General features: G+C 73.7%; 14 protein-coding genes and 1 pseudogene. 9 read left to right on the top strand and 6 right to left on the bottom strand.

From position 1 onward, the window contains the following. Nucleotides 1-36 precede the first annotated feature (36 nt). The 4 genes and pseudogenes from M3677_RS15550 to M3677_RS15535 form a co-directional block, all read left to right on the top strand. The gene (locus tag M3677_RS15550; RefSeq protein WP_251160990.1) at nucleotides 37-1257 is read left to right on the top strand and encodes an ROK family transcriptional regulator; all 1221 of its coding nucleotides are present in this window, start codon (nucleotides 37-39) and stop codon (nucleotides 1255-1257) included. Then, nucleotides 1254-2366: an ROK family protein gene (locus tag M3677_RS15545; RefSeq protein ID WP_251160989.1), complete on the top strand. Its 1113-nt coding sequence runs from the start codon at nucleotides 1254-1256 to the stop codon at nucleotides 2364-2366. The genes M3677_RS15550 and M3677_RS15545 overlap by 4 nt, the downstream gene beginning before the upstream one ends. Then, nucleotides 2363-3379, top strand: a complete 1017-nt coding sequence (locus M3677_RS15540) for a Gfo/Idh/MocA family protein (RefSeq protein ID WP_066652184.1) — start codon at nucleotides 2363-2365, stop codon at nucleotides 3377-3379. The genes M3677_RS15545 and M3677_RS15540 overlap by 4 nt, the downstream gene beginning before the upstream one ends. A gap of 71 nt (nucleotides 3380-3450) precedes the next feature. Next, a pseudogene (locus M3677_RS15535) lies at nucleotides 3451-4332 on the top strand (Gfo/Idh/MocA family protein); the annotation flags it as partial. A gap of 87 nt (nucleotides 4333-4419) precedes the next feature. Here the strand turns inward: M3677_RS15535 and M3677_RS15530 are convergent. Together M3677_RS15530 and M3677_RS15525 are read right to left on the bottom strand one after the other, a co-directional pair. Continuing rightward, complete coding sequence (locus M3677_RS15530) at nucleotides 4420-5289, bottom strand: sugar phosphate isomerase/epimerase (protein WP_209684002.1); 870 nt, start codon at nucleotides 5287-5289, stop codon at nucleotides 4420-4422. Further along, nucleotides 5232-5945, bottom strand: a complete 714-nt coding sequence (locus tag M3677_RS15525; RefSeq protein WP_245171599.1) for a YitT family protein — start codon at nucleotides 5943-5945, stop codon at nucleotides 5232-5234. Before M3677_RS15525 ends, M3677_RS15530 begins: the two co-directional genes overlap by 58 nt. Before the next feature lie 61 nt (nucleotides 5946-6006). Between M3677_RS15525 and M3677_RS15520 the strand changes: the two genes are divergently transcribed. Together M3677_RS15520 and M3677_RS15515 are read left to right on the top strand one after the other, a co-directional pair. Further along, nucleotides 6007-7458, top strand: coding sequence for a PLP-dependent aminotransferase family protein (locus M3677_RS15520; protein WP_251160988.1), 1452 nt, complete (start codon nucleotides 6007-6009; stop codon nucleotides 7456-7458). A gap of 85 nt (nucleotides 7459-7543) precedes the next feature. Further along, nucleotides 7544-10966: an efflux RND transporter permease subunit gene (locus M3677_RS15515; protein WP_251160987.1), complete on the top strand. Its 3423-nt coding sequence runs from the start codon at nucleotides 7544-7546 to the stop codon at nucleotides 10964-10966. 128 nt (nucleotides 10967-11094) lie between these two features. On the opposite strand, the gene M3677_RS15510 is transcribed toward M3677_RS15515, so the two are convergent. Together M3677_RS15510 and M3677_RS15505 are read right to left on the bottom strand one after the other, a co-directional pair. Continuing rightward, nucleotides 11095-11349 carry a hypothetical protein gene (locus tag M3677_RS15510; protein WP_066652192.1) on the bottom strand — a complete coding sequence of 85 codons (255 nt, stop codon included), beginning with the start codon at nucleotides 11347-11349 and terminating at the stop codon, nucleotides 11095-11097. Between the two features lie 83 nt (nucleotides 11350-11432). After that, nucleotides 11433-12464, bottom strand: a complete 1032-nt coding sequence (locus M3677_RS15505; RefSeq protein ID WP_066652193.1) for an alpha/beta hydrolase — start codon at nucleotides 12462-12464, stop codon at nucleotides 11433-11435. 319 nt (nucleotides 12465-12783) lie between these two features. On the opposite strand from M3677_RS15505, the gene M3677_RS15500 reads away from it, so the two are divergent. Both M3677_RS15500 and M3677_RS15495 read left to right on the top strand, forming a co-directional pair. Then, nucleotides 12784-13638 carry a PPK2 family polyphosphate kinase gene (locus M3677_RS15500; protein ID WP_251160986.1) on the top strand — a complete coding sequence of 285 codons (855 nt, stop codon included), beginning with the start codon at nucleotides 12784-12786 and terminating at the stop codon, nucleotides 13636-13638. A gap of 287 nt (nucleotides 13639-13925) precedes the next feature. Further along, the gene (locus M3677_RS15495) at nucleotides 13926-16073 is read left to right on the top strand and encodes a DEAD/DEAH box helicase (protein WP_251160985.1); all 2148 of its coding nucleotides are present in this window, start codon (nucleotides 13926-13928) and stop codon (nucleotides 16071-16073) included. A gap of 145 nt (nucleotides 16074-16218) precedes the next feature. Here M3677_RS15495 and M3677_RS15490 read toward each other — a convergent pair whose 3' ends face one another. Beyond that, nucleotides 16219-16728, bottom strand: a complete 510-nt coding sequence (locus M3677_RS15490) for a DUF664 domain-containing protein (RefSeq protein WP_066652197.1) — start codon at nucleotides 16726-16728, stop codon at nucleotides 16219-16221. Nucleotides 16729-16782: 54 nt separating this feature from the next. Beyond that, nucleotides 16783-17376 (bottom strand): MarR family transcriptional regulator, encoded by a 594-nt coding sequence (locus M3677_RS15485; protein ID WP_251160984.1) that lies wholly within the window; start codon nucleotides 17374-17376, stop codon nucleotides 16783-16785. Between the two features lie 247 nt (nucleotides 17377-17623). Here M3677_RS15485 and M3677_RS15480 point away from each other — a divergent pair, with 247 nt between their 5' ends. Continuing rightward, entirely contained in the window at nucleotides 17624-18223 is a 600-nt protein-coding gene (locus tag M3677_RS15480) for a CalY family protein (RefSeq protein ID WP_251155358.1), read from the top strand. Nucleotides 18224-18232 lie beyond the last annotated feature (9 nt).

Below are 18232 nucleotides of genomic sequence, written 5' to 3'. Positions count from 1 at the left end.
TTCGATAATCGACCGTTTCGTCGCTACAGTGTCGGCATGCACGAGCAGCACTTCCAGGACATGGACCGGAACCCCGGGTCCGTCGGGGACGTCCTCCGACTGATCCGCGTCTCGGACACGACCTCGCGCTCGAGCATCGCCAGGAGCACCGGACTCGCACCGTCCACGGCCTCGGCCCGGGTCGACGCCCTGATGGCCCTCGGTCTCGTCCGCGAGAGCGGCGCCGAGGGGTCCCGCGGCGGCCGGCGTGCCCGGCGGCTCGAACTCGTGGCGGACGCCGGCTTCGTCGCCGCGGCCGACCTCGGCGCCCACCACGTGCGCATCGTGCTCACCGACCTGGCCGGCCGGATCGTCGCCGACACCGACGCCCTCGAGCACGGCGCCGCAACGGTGCCCGTCGCCGCCGGCCCGCGGGCGTCGGTCGCCGCGCTGTGGGACCGGTTCGTCGAGCTCGCCCGCGACGCCGGCCTCGACACGACCCGCTTCCGCGGCGCCGCGATCAGCGTCCCCGCGCCCGTGTCGTACCCGGGCGGCAGCATCGCGACCCCGTCGTTCGAGCCGTCGTGGCACGGTGCCGTGCTGCCCGAGCTCTTCGCCGAGCACACCGACGCCCCCGTCCTCGTGGAGAACGACGCGAACCTCATCGCCCTGGCCGAGCGTCCGGGCCCCGACCGCACGGGCACGCTCGTCGCGGTGAAGCTCGGCACCCGCATCGGCTCGGGGGTGCTGCTCGACGGGCGCCTGCACCGCGGGGTGAGCGGTGCCGCCGGCGAGATCAGCCACACCCCGGTCGACGGCGAGGCCGCGATCGGCTGCACCTGCGGCGTGCCGGACTGCCTCGAGTCGGTGGCGTCCGGGGGAGCGATCGTGGCGCGGCTGCGCGCGGGCGGACGGCAGGTCGGCGGGACGAGCGACGTGCTCGCGCTCGCGGCGCAGGGCGACGCGGTCGTCCTCGACGAGCTCCGCCGGGCGGGGGAGCACATCGGCCGCGTGCTCTCCGGCATCGTGAACTTCTGCAACCCGAGCGAGGTCGTGCTGGCGGGGGCGATGTCGGCGTCGTCCGTCCTGGTCGCGACGATCCGCGGGGAGCTCTACCGGTCGTGCCTGCCGATGGTCGCGGACGCCCTCGACGTCCGGGCGAGCTCGTCCCCGCGCGACGCCGGCATCCGCGGGGCGACGGTGCTCGCGATCGACGAGGTGCTCGCACCGGCACGCGTCGACGAACTCGCCCGCGCGGCGACGGAGCGGACCGCATGAGCGCCGCGGGCACGGGCTCGCACGGCGGCCGGGAGGCATCGGGCGCGGTCGTCGCCGTCGACGTCGGCGGCACCACCGTCAAGGGGATGGTCCGGGTCGGTGACGTCGTCCTCGACCGCGCGGTCGTCCCCACCCTGGCGCCGGTCGCGGCGACCGACGCGCACGCGGCGGCCACGGACGCCGCCGTGGGCGGTCCGGCGCTCGCCGCCGTCACCGCCGTCGTCGACCGGCTCGCCGCAGCAGCCGCCGCCGCCGGGCACCCGCTCGCCGCCATCGGTCTCTGCACGCCCGGGGTCGTCGACGCCGAGACCGGGACGGTGGTCGTCGCGGTCAACCTCGACTGGCACGACCTGCCCCTCGCCGGACTCCTGCGCGACCGGTACGGCGTCCCCGTCGCCGTCGCGCACGACGCCCGCGCTGCCGCGACGGCCGAGATCGCAGCACGCACCGCGGCGGGCCGGGACGTCGCCGAGCTGGTCTTCATCCCGATCGGGACCGGCGTCTCCGCGAGCCTGGTCGTCGACGGGCGCCTGGTGGTCGGGGCAGCCGGAGGTGCCGGCGAGGTCGGACACGTGTGCGTCCGACCGGGCGGCGAGCCCTGCACGTGCGGGCAGCGCGGGTGCGTCGAGGTGTACGCCTCCGCACGGAACATCCGACGGCGCTACCGCGCGGCCGGCGGCACGATCGACGGCGCGACCGAGGAGATCGTCGCCGCCGTGGACGCCGACCCCGTGGCCGCCGCGGTCTGGGCCGACGCGGTCGACGCGCTCGCCGCCGGGATCGCGATCCTGTCCGCCGTGCTCGACCCGGCGGTGGTCGTCGTCGGCGGCGGACTCGGCGAGTCCGGGGAACGCCTGCTCGCCCCGCTGCGCACCGCGGTGGACGCGCGGCTCGGCTGGCGTCCCGCGCCCCGCATCGAGCAGTCCCTCGCGGGCGCCGGTGCCGGCCTGGCGGGAGCAGCCCTGCTCGCCCGCACCGCTGCGCAGTCGACCGCAGCGCAGTCGACCGCAGCGCAGTCGGCCCCTGCGCCGCCTGCCGCCACCACCGCTGCCCACGGCGCCGAACCCACCACGGACACCGCACCACCACGAACCAGGAGGACCCCATGACCGCTCAGCGACTCCGGATCGGCCTCGTCGGCGCGGGGGTGATCGCCCACGCGCACCTGCCGAACCTGCTCCGGATCGGGGACGTCGTCGTCTTCTCCGAGGTCGGCGCCGAGGACCTCGTCGCAGCACACGGCGGCGAGGTCGTCGACTCGCTCGACGAACTCCTCGCCCGCGTCGACGTGGTGGACGTCGTCGTCCCCACGTACGCCCACGCCGAGGTCGTGCGCGCGGCGCTCGCCGCCGGCAAGGACGTCATCAGCGAGAAGCCGCTCGCCCGCACCGACGCGGACGCCGACGACCTGGTCCGGCTCGCGCACGAGGCAGGTCGCCAGCTCTACCCGGCACACGTGGTCCGCTACTTCCCCGAGTACGTCCGTCTCAAGGCCGCGGTCGAGGCCGGGCAGCTCGGCGAACTGGCCGTCCTGCGGTTCGTCCGCTCGGGTGCGTTCCCGACCCGCTCCGCCTGGTTCGCCGACCCCGAGCTCTCGGGCGGCATCATCATGGACCAGATGATCCACGACCTGGACATCGCACGGTGGATCGCCGGCGACGTCGTCCGGGTCAGCGCGGTGCACGTCCGCAAGGGCACCGTCGACCACCCGGTCGAGGCGGCGCACGTGCTGCTCACCCACGCGTCCGGGGCGATCAGCCACGTCGCGGGCATCTGGGGGCCGGCGCACCTGCCGTTCGTCACCGAGTTCTCCGCCACCGGCACCCTCGGGTCCCTGTCGCACGACTCCCGCGCCGAGCGGAACTACACGGCGGAGCTCCTCGACGAAGCCGGGGTCGGCGGCGACCTGCCCGAGCTCGACCCCGCCGAGGACCCGTACTTCCTCGAGATCCGCGAGTACCTCGGGGCCTTCCGTGGCGGCGTGGTGCCCCGCGTGTCCGCCGAGGACGGCGCCACCGCGGTCCGCATCGTCAACGCCGCGCTGCGGTCGGTCGCGACGGGGCAGCCCGTCGACCTCGAGCCCGCCCCGGCGGCCGGGACGCACGAGGGGGCGACGGCGTGACCGCCCTGCGCATCGGCGTGCTGTCCTTCGCGCACACGCACGCCCTGTCCTACCTGTCCGCGCTGCAGGCGATGCCCGACGTCGAGGTCGTCGGCACCGACCCGGACGGCACCTCGACGGGCACCGACCTGGTCGACCTGCGCGGTCGTGCACTCGCGGATGCCCTCGGGGTCGCGTACGTCGACACCGTCGAGGAGCTGCTGGCGAGCGGGGTCGACGCCGTGGTGGTCACGAGCGAGAACGCCCGGCACCGTGCCCTGGTCGAACAGGCCGCCGCCGCCGGGGCCCACGTGCTGTGCGAGAAGCCGCTCGCCACGACCTGGGAGGACGGGCTCGCGATGCGCGCCGCCGCCGAGGCCGCCGGCGTGCTGCTCATGGTCGCCTTCCCGGTCCGCTTCGCGAGCACCTTCGCCCGGCTCGCCGCGACGAAGCGGTCCGGCCGCCTCGGCGAGGTGTTCTCGGTCCGCGGTGCCAACAACGGCATGCTGCCGCTGACCCGCTCGTGGTTCACGGAACCCGGACTGTCCGGCGGCGGCGCGATCGTCGACCACGTCGTGCACATCGCGGACCTGCTCGACGAGCTCCTGGACGGCACGCCGGCCGAGACCGTCACGGCGGTCACGAACCGGGTGCTGCACGCGTCGCGCGCGCAGGCCGAGACCGCCGGTCTGGTCACCATCACCTACGCCGACGGCACGATCGCGGCGATCGACTGCTCGTGGAGCCGTCCGGACACCTCGCCGACGTGGGGTGGGCTGGCCCTCACCGTCGTCGGGACCGAGGGATCGGTGGACGTCGACTTCTTCCGGCCCAGCGTCCGCGGGCTCGACGCCGCGAGCGGCCGGTCGGTCGTCCTGCCCTACGGGCCGGACTTCGACGCCGCGATGCTCGACACGTTCGTCGCCGCGGTGCGCTCCGGCGAGCAGCCCCAGCCCGACGCGGCCGTGGGACTGCGCACCCTGGCGATCGTGCTGGCAGCGCAGGAGTCGGCCGCGACCGGCGAGACGGTGCGGGTGCGGCCCGACCGCCGGGCGGTCGCGTCAGGAGCCACCGGCCGCCGCCCACAGGCGGCGTGCGTTCGCGAGTCCGCGCTCGACCGCGTCGACGTCGTCCTCGAGTCCCTCGAACTCGATCGACACCGGCCCGTCGAACCCGCTGGCGACGATCCGCTCGACGATCCGTCCGAGCGGCAGGTCGCCGTGCCCGACCACCGTGCCGAGGACGGCGCGACCGGCCAGCGTGGTGAGCCACCCGTCGGCCGCCGGCGGGGTCTCGCGCACCAGGAAGTCCTTGAGGTGCACGACCGCCGCGACCGGCAGCACCCGCTGCACCGCGCGCAGCGGGTCGTCGTCGAGGCAGACGAAGTTGCCGACGTCGAGCAGCGCGCGGAAGCCCGGGTGGTCGACCTCGTGCACCAGCCGCAGGATCCGCTCGCTGTCGTTGAAGGCGAAGCCGTGGTTCTCGACCATCGTCGTGATGCCGAGCGTCGCGGCGTGCTCGGCGACCGCGCGGCAGACCGGCACCACCTGCGCGAGCACCCGCTCGAACTCCGCGTGGTCGGCGTCCCGCCAGGCCCAGGGGACGACGTCGTGGCGGAGGTGCGTGATCCCGAGCCGGTGTGCGACGTCGAGGTGCTCGTGGACGCGGGCGACCTCGGCGTCGACGGTCGCCGGGTCCGAGAAGTCCGCACCGATCACGTGGTTCGCGAGCCCGATCCCGCGGGCGGCGGCGTGCTCGCGCAACCGGTCGACGAGCTCGGGCTGCCGGGGGAGGTCGTCGCCGAACCCGCCCGCGGCGATCTCGAGGTGCTCGCCACCGGCGTCCGCGACCCGGTCGACGACGTCGAGGATCGTCAGTGCACCGCGCTGGAGCGAGCGGGCGTAGCTGTAGGAGGACACTCCGAGTCGCATGGCGCGACCCTAGCCGCAGTCGGTGCGCCGCCACCAGGGGTGCTGCCCTGGCGTTGCGGGGACCACGGCAGGCGGCGGAAGAGCGGCATGAGCGGCTGCACCATCGGGCCGATCGCGAACGCCGCGACCACCGTGCCGGCCCCGACGTCGCCGCCGAGGAGCCATCCCACCACGACGACGGTGACCTCGATGACCGTGCGGGCGAGCCACAGCGGCCAGCCGAACCGCTCGTGCACGCCGACCATCAGGCCGTCCCGGGCGCCGGTGCCGAGCCCGGCGCCGATGTAGCAGGCCGTCGCGACGGCGAGCAGCGCGAGCCCCGCGGCGAACAGCAGGATCCGGGGGACCAGGCCGTCGGGCTCCGGAACGAGCCACAGCACCAGGTCGGCCGACGGGCCGATCGCCAGCACGTTGCAGAGCGTGCCGATGCCGGGCTTCTGGCGGAGCGGGATCCAGAGCAGCAGGATGACGACGCTCGACGCCACGGTGATGACGCCGAACGACCAGGGCAGCACGTTCTCCAGGCCCTGCGTCAGGACCGTCCACGATCCGACGCCGACCACGGCGCGGACCTGCAGCGCGGTCGAGGCGCCGTAGAGGAAGAGCCCGACGGCGAGCTGGACGGAGCGGAGCACGAGGGCGGTGGAGCGGCGCATGCACCGATGCTCCCGCCGGATTGGCCTGGCCGTCGAGAGCCAATCGGGCTAGCGTGGCCCCGTGCCCCCGGTCTCCCTCAGCGCCCGTGCCGCCGCCCTCCTGCTCGCCGACTGGCGCGACGGCACCGACGCCCCCGCCTACGAGGCCCTGTCCGACGCCGTCCGCGTGCTCGTCATCGACGGCCGGGTGCCGCTGGGCGTCCGGTTGCCCGCCGAACGCGGGCTCGCCGAGGCCCTCGGCGTCTCCCGGACGACCGTCGCGAACGCCTACGCCCGGCTGCGGGACGACGGGTTCGTGGTGTCGCTGCGCGGGTCCGGCAGCGTCGTGCACCTGCCGCGCGACCTGGCCGGTCGGCCCGACCCCGAGCGACTCGGCGGCGTGGTGCCCGGGGACCTGCTCGACCTGCGGAAGGCCGCCCTGCACGCCGCACCCGAGGTCGCCGACGCCGTCGAGCGGGCTGTCCGGTCCGTGCCCGCCGCGCTCGCCGGCATCGGCTACGACACCGTCGGTGACCCCGGGCTCCGCGCGGCGATCGCGGACCGGTACACCGAGCGCGGGTTGCCCACCGACCCCTCGCAGGTGATCGTCACGATCGGTGCCCAGCACGCGATCGCACTGCTCGCCCGCGTCCTCGTGCGCCGCGGCGACACCGTGCTCGTCGAGTCGCCGACGTACCCGCACGCGCACGAGGCCTTCCGCGAGGCCGGTGCGCGACTCGTCGGTGTGCCCGTCGACGCCCGCGCCGGCTGGGACGCGGCAGCGCTCGAGACGACCCTGCGCCGGACGGCCCCGGCGGTCGCCTACGTCATGCCCGAGCTCCACAACCCGACCGGGGCGACCATGACGGCCGACACCCGGCGGCTGCTGCTCGACGTCGCCGCGACGACCGGCACGACCGTGGTCGCCGACGAGACGATGGGGGAGCTCCGCATCGACGGGGACCCCGCGCCGCCGCTCGCCGCGGCCGACCCGTCGGGCGCCTCGGTCGTGATGATCGGCTCCGCCGCGAAGGTCTTCTGGGGCGGCCTGCGCATCGGTTGGGTCCGGGCCGCACCGGAGCTCCTCCAGCGCCTGCTGCTCGCCCGCCCGACGGGCGACCTCGGCACGCCGGTCCTCGACCAGCTCGTCGCGCGCGAGCTCGTGCCGCGCACAGCGGCCGTCCTGGAGGGGCGGCGCACCTTCCTGCGCGCCGGTCGCGACGAGCTCGTGGCCGGCCTGCGCGCCCGGCTGCCCGAGTGGGACGTCCCGTCGCCGGCAGGCGGGTTGACGACGTGGGTCGGGCTCGGCCGTCCGGTGTCGAGCGCACTCGTCCTGGCCGCGCGGGCCGAGGGGGTGCTCCTGGCATCGGGTGGGGTGTTCGGCCCCGACGGCGGGTTCGAGCGGTTCCTCCGGGTGCCCTGGACGACGGCCGCGGCGGACCGGGAGCGCCTGGTCGACGTGCTCGGGCGCGCGTGGTCGCGGATCGGTGGCGAGGCAGCAGGCGCCCGGGGGTCGCTCGCCGCGGTGGTCTGAACGCCCGGTCGTCCACAGGTGCACGTTCGTCCACGGACCTGCGCCGGGCGGTCTGGTTCGCAGGTGGAACTGCGAGGATCGGCACGTGCACCTCCTCTCGGTCTTCAGCCTCCGGAACCGCGCCCTCATCGCGCTCGTCACGATCGTCGTCGCGGTGTTCGGCGGCGTCGCCCTGACGAACCTCAAGCAGGAGCTCATCCCGAGCGTCCAGTTCCCCCAGGTGGCGATCGTCAGCGCCTACCCCGGCGCGACGCCGGAGGTCGTGTCGAACGACGTCTCGACGAAGATCGAGCAGGCCATCCAGGTCGTGCCGAACCTCGAGTCGACGAGTGCGACCTCCTCGACCGGGCAGAGCGTGGTGTCCGCCTCGTTCGACTACGGGTCGAACCTGGCCAGCGCCGAGGACAAGATCCAGACCGCGGTGAACGCCCTGTCGCTGCCGGACACCGTGCAGACCCAGATCGTCACCGGGTCCTTCGACGACCTGCCCGTGCTGCAGCTCGCCGTCACCGCCTCGGGCAACCAGGAGCAGCTCGTCGACCGGCTGAACGCCACGGCGGTGCCCGACCTCGAGAAGCTCGACGGCGTGCGGCAGGCCGACGTCTTCGGCAACCCCGGCCGCCGCATCGTGATCACCCCGGACGAGGACGAGCTCGCGGCACGGGGGCTCACGACGCAGTCGATCTCGGACGCCCTCGACGACAACGGCACGCTGATCCCCGGTGGCACGATCACGCAGGACGGCACGACCCTCTCGGTGCAGACCGGGCAGCGCATCGCGTCGCTCGACGACATCCGCGGGCTGCCCCTGACGGCGTCGAGCGGGTCCGGGTCGTCCGGCTCGTCGACCGGTGGATCGTCCGCGGGCGGTGCTGCGACGGACTCCGGCAGTGCCGCGGGCGCTCCCGGCAGCACCGGCACGGCCACCGGCTCCGCGGGTTCCGGGGACGGCACCGCGGGCGGGACGGCCGCGGGCCAGGGCCAGACCGGTGCGACCGGCACCGGGACGACCGCGACCGGCGGTGCGGGCGGGAGCACCGCCTCCACGCCGACCTCGCTCGGTGACGTCGCGACGGTGCAGATCGAGGAGTCGCCGCGCACCTCGATCAGCCGCGTCGACGGCAAGACCGCGCTGACCATCGCGATCACGAAGACGCAGGAGGCGAACACCGTCGACGTCTCCGAGACGGTGAAGGCCGCACTGCCCGGCATCGAGGCCAAGGTCACCGGCGACCCGCAGTTCACCGTGGTGTTCGACCAGGCGCCCTACATCCAGCAGTCCATCGACTCCCTGGCGGAGGAGGGCCTGCTCGGCCTCGGGTTCGCGGTCGTCGTCATCCTGGTGTTCCTGCTGTCGTGGCGGTCGACGCTGGTGACCGCGATCTCGATCCCGACCTCGGTGCTGCTCGCCGCGATCGGCATGCAGGCCGCCGGCTACACCCTCAACATCATCACGCTCGCCGCGCTCACCATCGCGATCGGCCGCGTGGTCGACGACTCGATCGTCGTCATCGAGAACATCAAACGGCACCTGCAACCCGGCGTCGACCGCGGGCGGGGGGTGCTCGACGCCGTGCGCGAGGTCGCCGGGGCGGTCACCGCCTCGACGCTCACGACCGTTGCGGTCTTCCTGCCGGTCGCGTTCGTCGCCGAGCTCGTCGGCGAGCTGTTCCGGCCCTTCGCGCTCACGGTCACGATGGCGTTGCTCGCGTCGCTGTTCGTGTCGCTGACGATCGTGCCCGTGCTCGCGTACTGGTGGCTCCGGGCGCCGAAGACGCACCGGCACGCGGCGGTGCCGACCACCGGATCGACCGAGACCGGGTCGACCGAGACCGTGCCCGCGAGCTCGTCGGCACCGGTGTCGGCTGCGTCCGGGGCGGCTGGACCGACGTCGACCGGGGCGCTGACCTCGGCCGACGACCTGCACGACGCCGGGACGTCCGACCGGCTGCGTCGCGGGTACCTGCCCGTCCTCCGCTGGGCGGTCGGCCGCCCGGCGCTCGTCCTCGTGCTCGCCCTGGTCGTCCTCGGCGGCACCGCAGCGGCCGTGCCCTTCGTCAAGACGAACTACCTCGGCGACTCCGGGCAGAACACCTTCACCGTGACGCAGGACCTCGAGCCGGGCACCAGTCTCGACGAGCAGTCGGACGCCGCGCGCAAGGTCGAGCGGGTGCTGCAGGACGTCTCCGGTGTCGAGACCGTGCAGACCACGATCGGGTCGAGCGGCCAGTCCATCCAGGCCGCGTTCGGCGGCGGCGCATCTGCCTCCGTGCAGTACAACGTCACGACCGACGCCGGGGTCGACCAGACGACGATCCAGTCCGAGGCCCGCGACCGCATCGAGCGGATCGACGGCGTCGGCGAGGTCAGCCTGTCGAGCGCCGGTGGCGGCTTCGGCGGGTCGAGCGACATCGAGGTGGACGTCACCGCGCCGACCCAGGCCGAGCTGCAGACCGCGGCGGAGAAGGTCCTCACCGAGATGCGCGGCGTCGACGGCACCACCGCGGCGTCGAGCAACCTGTCCGCCGCCGAGCCGTACCTGGCCGTCCGGGTCGACCGGACGAAGGCCGCCGAGCGCGGGCTCACCGAGACCCAGGTCGGCGGGATCGTCGCCGCTGCGGTCTCGCCGCGGGACACCGGCAGCGTCGAGATCGACGACGCCACCCTCGACGTCTACATCGCCGACCCGGAGCCGCCGACCACCATCGACGCGCTGAAGTCGCTGTCGATCCCGACCGCGAGCGGCGAGGTCCCGCTGACCGACGTCGCGACGGTCGAGCAGTCCGACGGTCCGACCACCATCACCACGTCGAACGCCGTCCGCACGGCGACCATCACGGTCACGCCCGACTCGACGAACCTCGGACAGGCGGTGCAGAACGTCACGACGGCCGTCGATGCCCTCGACCTGCCGAAGGGTGCGTCGGCGACGATCGGCGGTGTGGCGTCGAGCCAGTCGTCGGCGTTCAGCCAGCTGCTGCTCGCCGTGCTCGTCGCGATCCTGATCGTCTACGTGATCATGGTCGCGACCTTCCGGAGCCTGCTGCAGCCGATCCTGCTGCTGCTCTCGGTGCCGTTCGCGGCGACCGGTGCGCTGCTCCTGCAGATCGTCACGGGCATCCCGCTCGGGGTCGCGTCGCTCATCGGCCTGCTCATGCTCGTCGGCATCGTCGTCACGAACGCGATTGTGCTCATCGACCTCGTCAACCAGTACCGCCGCCGGGGGCTCCGCGTCCGCGAGGCACTGATCGAGGGAGCGACCCGCCGCCTCCGGCCGATCCTCATGACGGCGCTCGCGACGATCTTCGCGCTGCTGCCGATGGCGGTCGGGCTGACGGGGAAGTCGGGCTTCATCTCGCAGCCGCTCGCCCTGGTGGTGATCGGCGGTCTGGTGTCCTCGACGCTGTTGACCCTCGTCGTGCTGCCGGCGCTGTACTCGGTGGTGGAGGGCTTCCGGGAACGCCGGGCCGACCGGCGGGCGGAGCGGGAGGCGGCAGCAGAGCACTGACACCGGGCGCCGGGGTCCGGACGCTCGAGGCGTCAGTCGCGGGTGCCGGACCGAGGGCGCCGGACCGCGGGCGCCGGGTGTTGGGCGTCAGACGGCGGACGCCGGGGTCCGGATGCCCGAGACCCGCGTCAGTCGCGGGTGCCGGACTCCTCGGCGTCGACCTGCCGGAACCACGACACGAGCACGCAGGTCAGGGTCACGAGGAACACGACGGCGGCACCCTGGGCGGCGATCGCCATGTGGCCGGTGGCCGCCGAGTATCCGCCGAAGGCCACGGCGGCGGCGAACGACAGCCCGAGCAGCAGCTCCGCGTACGTCCGGACGGAGGTCCGGGTGGGCCACTCGGTGACGGGGCGCGCGGGACGGCTCGTGGTGTCGGTCACCCCTCGAGTGTGCGCGGACGCCCCAGCCCCCGCACACCCGAGTCCGGGTGCCACCCGCACGGGGCACGGCCCGGCCGGACCCGTCAGCGGAGACGGTCGCGGAGGAACGCCACCACCCGCTCGCTCATCGCCCGGTCGAGCTGGGCGATCGAGTGCGCCGTCCCCTCGACCGCGACGAACGTCACGGGGACGTCGTGCTCGCGCAGGGTGGCGACGAACTCCTGCGACTCCCACAGCGGGATGAACTCGTCGGTGGAGTGCCCCACGAAGAACGGAGCGGTCTCGTCGGTGACGTGGTACCCCGGCGAGGCCGCCCGTGCCGCCGGGCACGTCGTGTAGTCCCGGCAACCGAGGTAGAGCAGCTGCTTCCGCTGGAACGACGCCGACACCCCGTCCGGCTCGGTCGACCGCGTCGTGAGGTCGGTCGGACCGCTGAGGTCGACGACCGCGCGGATGCGGTCACCGGCGGCCCACGCGGCCGACTCGTGGTCGGTCACCGCGAGCATCGCCACGAGGTTGCCTCCCGCGCTGCCGCCGAAGAGCCCGACGCGGTCCGGGTCGATGTCGTAGGTCCCCAGCGTCGCGGGTCGGAACACCCAGTCGAGCGCTCGGCGGACGTCGTCGAGCCCCGCCGGGAACGGGTCCGTCGGTGCGAGGCGGTAGTCCACGTTCACGGTGACGAAGCCCTCGGACGCCAGGTACTGGCACACCGCCCGGTAGGCGGCGGTCGCCTTGTCACCGTGCGACCAGCTGCCCCCGTGGACGAGCATCACGGCCGGTCGGCCGCCGGCAGCACGGGTGTCCCGTGCGTCCGCGCGCGCAGTGGCGTCACCGGCCGGCGTCGCTGGCGTCGACGTCGGGGCCGTCGGGGTCGCCGTGGTGTCCGGTGCGCTGTCGGGCGGCAGGCACACGTCGAGGCGCTGCAGCGGTTCCCGACCGTAGGGCACGTCGGCGACGACCTCGATGCCGGGGTAGCGCAGCGACAGCGGGTAGATCACGGGGTCGGCGGTGACGACGTCGTCACGGTCGCCCGCCGGTGTGCCGCTGCACGACCCGAGCACGGCCGTCGCCACGAGCGCGGTGAGGAGCGCGAGCAGGGTGCGGCCGGTCTTCATCGACGTCCACGCTAATCCCGCCCGCTCGGCGCTGCGTCCGCCGTCCGGACGAGCAGGCTCCTCCCTGCGGCCGAACCGGGCCCACCTGGTCCAACCGGGCGTACCTGGTCGAGCCGGGCGTACCTGGTCGAGCCGGGCACACCTGGTCGTCCCGGGCGTACCTGGTCGAACAGATCGACCAGGTACGCCCGATCTCGCCAGGTACACCCGAAGTCACCGGGCGCCCGGGCCGCCCGATCTCGCCAGGTACGCCCGATCTCGCCAGGGACGCCGGGATCCGCCGGGTGCCAGGATGGGCACGAGACCCGCAGGAGGACCCGTGAGCCGTCGCAAGGCCTGGAACACCGACCCCGAACCGCTGCTCCGCGTCGAGGAGGGTTTCCGCCTCGACCGCGTCGACCCCGACGGCACGCCGGGCTTCCCCGGCCGCAAGATCGACGGGCTCGAGGCTCTCGCCGCCGGTGCCGACCGCCTCGCCGCCCTGCAGGAACGCCTGCACGCCGCGAGCACCGCCGGCGACCAGCGTCGTGTGCTCCTCGTGCTGCAGGCGATGGACACCGCGGGCAAGGGCGGCATCGTCTCGCACGTCGTCGGCGCGGTCGACCCGAACGGCGTCCACTCCGCGGGCTTCGGGGTGCCCACCGCCGAGGAGCGCGAGCACGACTTCCTCTGGCGCATCGAACGGCAGCTCCCCGCGGCGGGGCAGCTCGGTGTGTTCGACCGATCCCACTACGAGGACGTCCTCGTCCAGAAGGTGCGCGCGTTCGCCCCGCCCGAGGAGATCGAGCGTCGGTACGGCGCGATCGTCGACTTCGAGGACCGTCTGGTCGAGCAGGGCACGACGATCGTCAAGGTCATGCTGCACATCTCGAAGGACGAGCAGCGCGAGCGCCTCGGCGACCGGCTGGACCGCCCCGACAAGCACTGGAAGTTCACCCCGGGCGACATCGACGAGCGTCTGCTGTGGGACGAGTACCAGCAGGCGTACCAGACGGTGTTCGAGCGCACCTCGACGGCCCGGGCGCCCTGGTACGTCGTCCCCGCGAACCGCAAGTGGTACGCCCGACTCGCCGTGCAGCAGCTCCTGCTCCGCGCGCTCGAGGACCTCCAGCTCACCTGGCCCGCCGCCGACTTCGACGTGGCCGAGCAGCGACGGCGGCTCGCGGAGTCCTGATCCCGCTCACGGTCTGGAGGCCCGGCAACCCTCCGCCCCGCGGCCGACGGCCCGCGCGCGGCCGGTAGCCGGTCGATCGGGGCTGGCCAGGCGGGCTCGTGTCACGTAGACTCGCTCGGTCGGCCTTCGGCACCGCGGCATGTGACCGCGGGTCTCGTTTGGGTGTGTGTGCGCTCGAGGGCTGGATTCACGTCGATCCGCGACGGGAAGAACCCCCTCCCCGCTGAAGAGCCCCCGCCGATGTCGCTGCCGGGCGCTGTGGGACGTCTGCACCCCGGAAAGTAGCAATGGCCCCGTACGACAAGGGCGCGCGTCAGCGTGCCGACGACCGAGTCCGCCACGCGAACGGCACGCCCGCCGCTCGCAGCAGCAAGCACCGCGGGTACCGCGCCGCCGACCCGGCCCAGCCGCGGCAGAAGCAGCGCTGGGACGCCGAGGAGCGTCGCGGCCGCGCATCGCAGGGCGAGCGCCCGGCTCGCCCGAACTGGGAGCCGCGCGACGGCGGCCAGCGCCGTGACGACCGCGGCGGACGCGGGTTCGACCGTGACCGTGGTGGTCGTGGCCACGACCGCGACGACCGTGCTCCGCGTCGGTTCGACCGCGACGACCGCGCTCCCCGTCGTGATGACGACCGGGCCCCGCGTCGGTTCGACCGTGACGACCGTGCTCCGCGTCGCGATGACGACCGTGCCCCGCGTCGGTTCGACCGTGACGACCGCGCTCCCCGTCGCTTCGACCGTGACGACCGTGCTCCGCGTCGTGACGACGACCGTGCCCCGCGCCGGTTCGACCGTGACGACCGTGCCCCGCGTCGGTTCGATCGTGACGACCGTGCGCCCCGTCGTGATGACGACCGTGCCACGCGTCGGTTCGACCGCGACGACCGTGCGCCCCGTCGCGATGACGACCGTGGTGCTCGTCGGTTCGACCGTGACGACCGTGCCCCGCGCCGGTTCGACCGCGACGACCGCGCTCCCCGTCGTGACGACGACCGTGGTGCCCGACGCCCCGACCGCGACGACCGTCCGCAGCGCCGGTCGTTCGACCGTGACGACCGTGCCCCGCGTCGCTTCGACCGTGACGACCGTGCCCCGCGCCGGTTCGACCGCGACGACCGCCCGCAGCGCCGCTCCTCCGACGACGACCGCGCGCCCCGCCGCGACCGCGACGACCCGCGCCCGGCCTACGTCCCCGCGGACGACGTCAAGCTCGAGAAGCTCCAGGCCGAGGCGACCGTCGCGGCCGACGTCGAGGGCGTGACCTTCGCCGACCTCGGCATCGGCGGCAACATCTCCCGCGCCCTGGCCGAGATGGGCGCCACGGCCCCGTTCCCGATCCAGGCGGCGACGATCCCCGACGTGCTGTCCGGCAAGGACGTCCTCGGCCGTGGCCGCACCGGTTCCGGCAAGACGATCGCGTTCGGTGCACCCCTGGTCGAGAAGCTCATGGAGCACGGCGGCGGGACGAAGCGCAAGATGGGCCGCGCCCCGCGTGCGCTCATCCTCGCCCCGACGCGCGAGCTCGCCCTGCAGATCGACCGCACGGTGCAGCCGATCGCCCGTTCGGTGGGCCTCTTCACGACGCAGATCTACGGCGGTGTGCCCTACGGCCGCCAGGAGGGTGCCCTCGAGCGTGGCGTCGACATCATCGTCGGCACGCCCGGCCGGGTGCAGGACCTCATGAACAAGGGGAAGCTCGACCTCAGCGAGGTCGTCGTCTCCGTGCTCGACGAGGCCGACCACATGTGCGACCTCGGGTTCCTCGAGCCGGTGCGCGAGATCCTCTCCGCGACGGCCGAGGTCACGCCGCAGGGCAACCGCGCCCAGAAGCTCCTGTTCAGCGCCACGCTCGACGCCCAGGTGGCATCGCTCGTGTCCGAGTTCCTGCACGAGCCGAGCGTCCACGAGGTCGCCGGCGAGGACCAGGCGTCCTCGACCATCGACCACCGCGTGCTGGTCGTCGAGCAGCGCCAGAAGGACCAGGTGCTCGAGGAGCTCGTCGCCGGCGACGGCAAGACGATCGTCTTCGCCCGCACCCGGGCCTACGCCGAGCGCCTGGCCGACCAGTTCGAGGACGCCGGCATCCGGGCGACCTCGCTCCACGGTGACCTCAACCAGTCGCGCCGCACGCGCAACCTGCAGCTGCTCACGAGCGGCCGGGTGAACGTCCTCGTCGCGACGGACGTCGCGGCGCGCGGCATCCACGTCGACGACGTGTCGCTCGTCGTGCAGGCGGACGCCCCGGACGACTACAAGGCGTACATGCACCGCTCCGGCCGCACCGGCCGTGCCGGCAAGGAGGGCACCGTCGTCACGCTCGTCCCGCGTGGCCGCGTCCGGAAGATCGAGGGCATCCTCGAGAACGCCGAGATCGAGGCGGACCTCGTGCAGGCCGCCCCCGGCGACGGCATCGTCGCGGAGCTCGCGGCGCGCTAGACGCGACCACCTCGACGGACGGGAGGCACGGAGCCAGCTGGCACCGTGCCTCCCGTCCGTCCGTCCCGCAGGACGCAACGTCGGCGGTCCCGCGCAGCGCGACGACGCTGCGAGCGACCGCCGACGTTGCGTTCCGCGGAAGGGGTCAGCGGCTGAAGAAGAGCAGGCCGCGCACGTAGCCGGCCTGGCCGGCGTGCTGCGTGCAGTCGTCGAGGATGCTGACGAGCCGTGCGCCGCGGGTCACCGGCGGGTCCCAGGCGTCGTCGACGACGGCGTCGAGGTCCTCCGGCGCCAGCGTCGCGACGTACGCGACAGTCCGCTCGTGGACCGCGCGGAGGTAGCCGTTCAACAGGTCCGCCGAGGCGCGCACGCGACCGACGTCGTCGCGCGACATCCCGTACCCGAGCGCGTCGGCCGGGAACGGCAGGTCGAACCGATCGACCCAGCCGTCCGCGGTCCAGACCTGCTCGGAGCCGGCGAGGTCGGCGACCTGCGCGTCCTGCCCGCGAGCGATGTGCCAGGCGAGCCACGCGAGGGTGTTCGCGCCGGCCGCCGGGCGAGCGGCGAGCTGGTCCGCGGACAGACCGTCGAGCGCACGCTCGACCGTCTCGGGGACGCGGGAGAACGCTTCGGTGAGGAGTTCGGCAGGGGTCATGCGGCCGACGCTACGCGGCGGGTGCGGGCCCTGCTCCAGGGCACCGGTCCGCGCTCAGCGGGCGGTGGCCGCGCGGTGCCGCCGGTCGAGCGCTGCGCCGATGTCCTCGAGGGCAGCCGCGACGCCGTTCCGCTCGGTGGCGGGGACGGCCTCGCTGAAGGCCGAGGCGTACGCGGCGCTGACGGCCCGTGCGACGGCTGCGCCCGACGGCGTCAGGTGCACGAGGATGCTCCGCCGGTCGCCCGGGTTCGGGCGCCGTTCGAGGTGCCCGTGGCGCTCGAGCCGGTCGAGCAGCGAGGTCATCGCACCGGTGCTCAGCTCGAGGACGTCGCCGGCCTGCTTCGGTGTCGTCGCCTGCCCCTCCGATGCCGCGAGGTGCACCAGGAAGCGCGTGTCGGTGATACCGAGGCCCTGCGCGGCGCTCTCGTGCGCGAGGACCCGAGCGTGCCGGACCTGCAGGACCCGGAAGGCCGCGATCATCCGTGCGAGCCCGGCGTCGTCCGCGGCCGTGCCGACACGGTGCGCCGGTGCCGGGTCGCCGATCGCGAGGTCGCTCTCGAGGTCGATCTCGACGTCGGGGGAGACCGGGGCCGGGGGGAGGCCGGTCGTGACGGTCAGGGCAGGCAGGGCGGGGGAGGTGTCCGTCACGGGGTGGCTCTTCTCGGGTGGTGATCGCGGCGGCGATCGACGGGACGCGGGCGGACCCGGGTCAGAGGTCCATGCAACAAGTATCTCAACGATTGAGACACCCCCCAACAATGGGGTCATTGCTTCTCTTGTCATCAACACGTTCGACAAGTAGCTTGATCGCCGTAGTACACAGGCACCGTAGCGCGACCAACCACCGCGGGTCCGGAGCCACCACCGATCAGAATCTCTCCTCCGGAGGACAACCATGTCCCGTGTGTCCCCTCGCGCCGCCCGTCTCGCCGCCTGGATCGCCGTGCCCGCCGCCCTCGTCGCCTCGGGCGTCGTCGTGTCGACCGCCTCGTACTCGGCCTTCTCGGCCACCACCACGAACCCCACCAGCAACTGGACAGCCGGCACCGTCGCGCTGTCGGACGACGACGCGAACACCGCGCTCTTCACCGCTGCGAACCTCAAGCCCGGCTCGACCGACAGCAAGTGCATCACCGTGACCTCCACCGGGTCGCTGCCGTCGACCGTGAAGCTCTACGCGACCTCGCCGTCGACCTCGAGCGTGCTCGCGCAGAACACCACGATCAAGATCGAGCAGGGCACCGGCGGCGGCTTCTCGTCGTGCTCGGGCTTCACCCCCGCGGCGACCGGCGGGACCCTCTTCGAGAACACGCTCCCGAACCTCGGGACGCAGGCGACGAACTTCGCCTCGGGCCTCGGTGCGTGGACCACGACCGGTGCCGCCAGCGAGACCCGGGTCTACAGGGTCACGTACACCGTCTCCGCGAACACCCCGAACGCGGCGCAGGGCACCAACGCCCAGATCGGTCTCACCTGGGAGGCCCAGAACAACTAGCAGGGCACC

The sequence above is a fragment of the Curtobacterium sp. P97 genome, assembly GCF_023712445.1.
GTDB lineage: Bacteria > Actinomycetota > Actinomycetes > Actinomycetales > Microbacteriaceae > Curtobacterium.
This window is presented reverse-complemented; position numbering and strand designations above follow the sequence as displayed.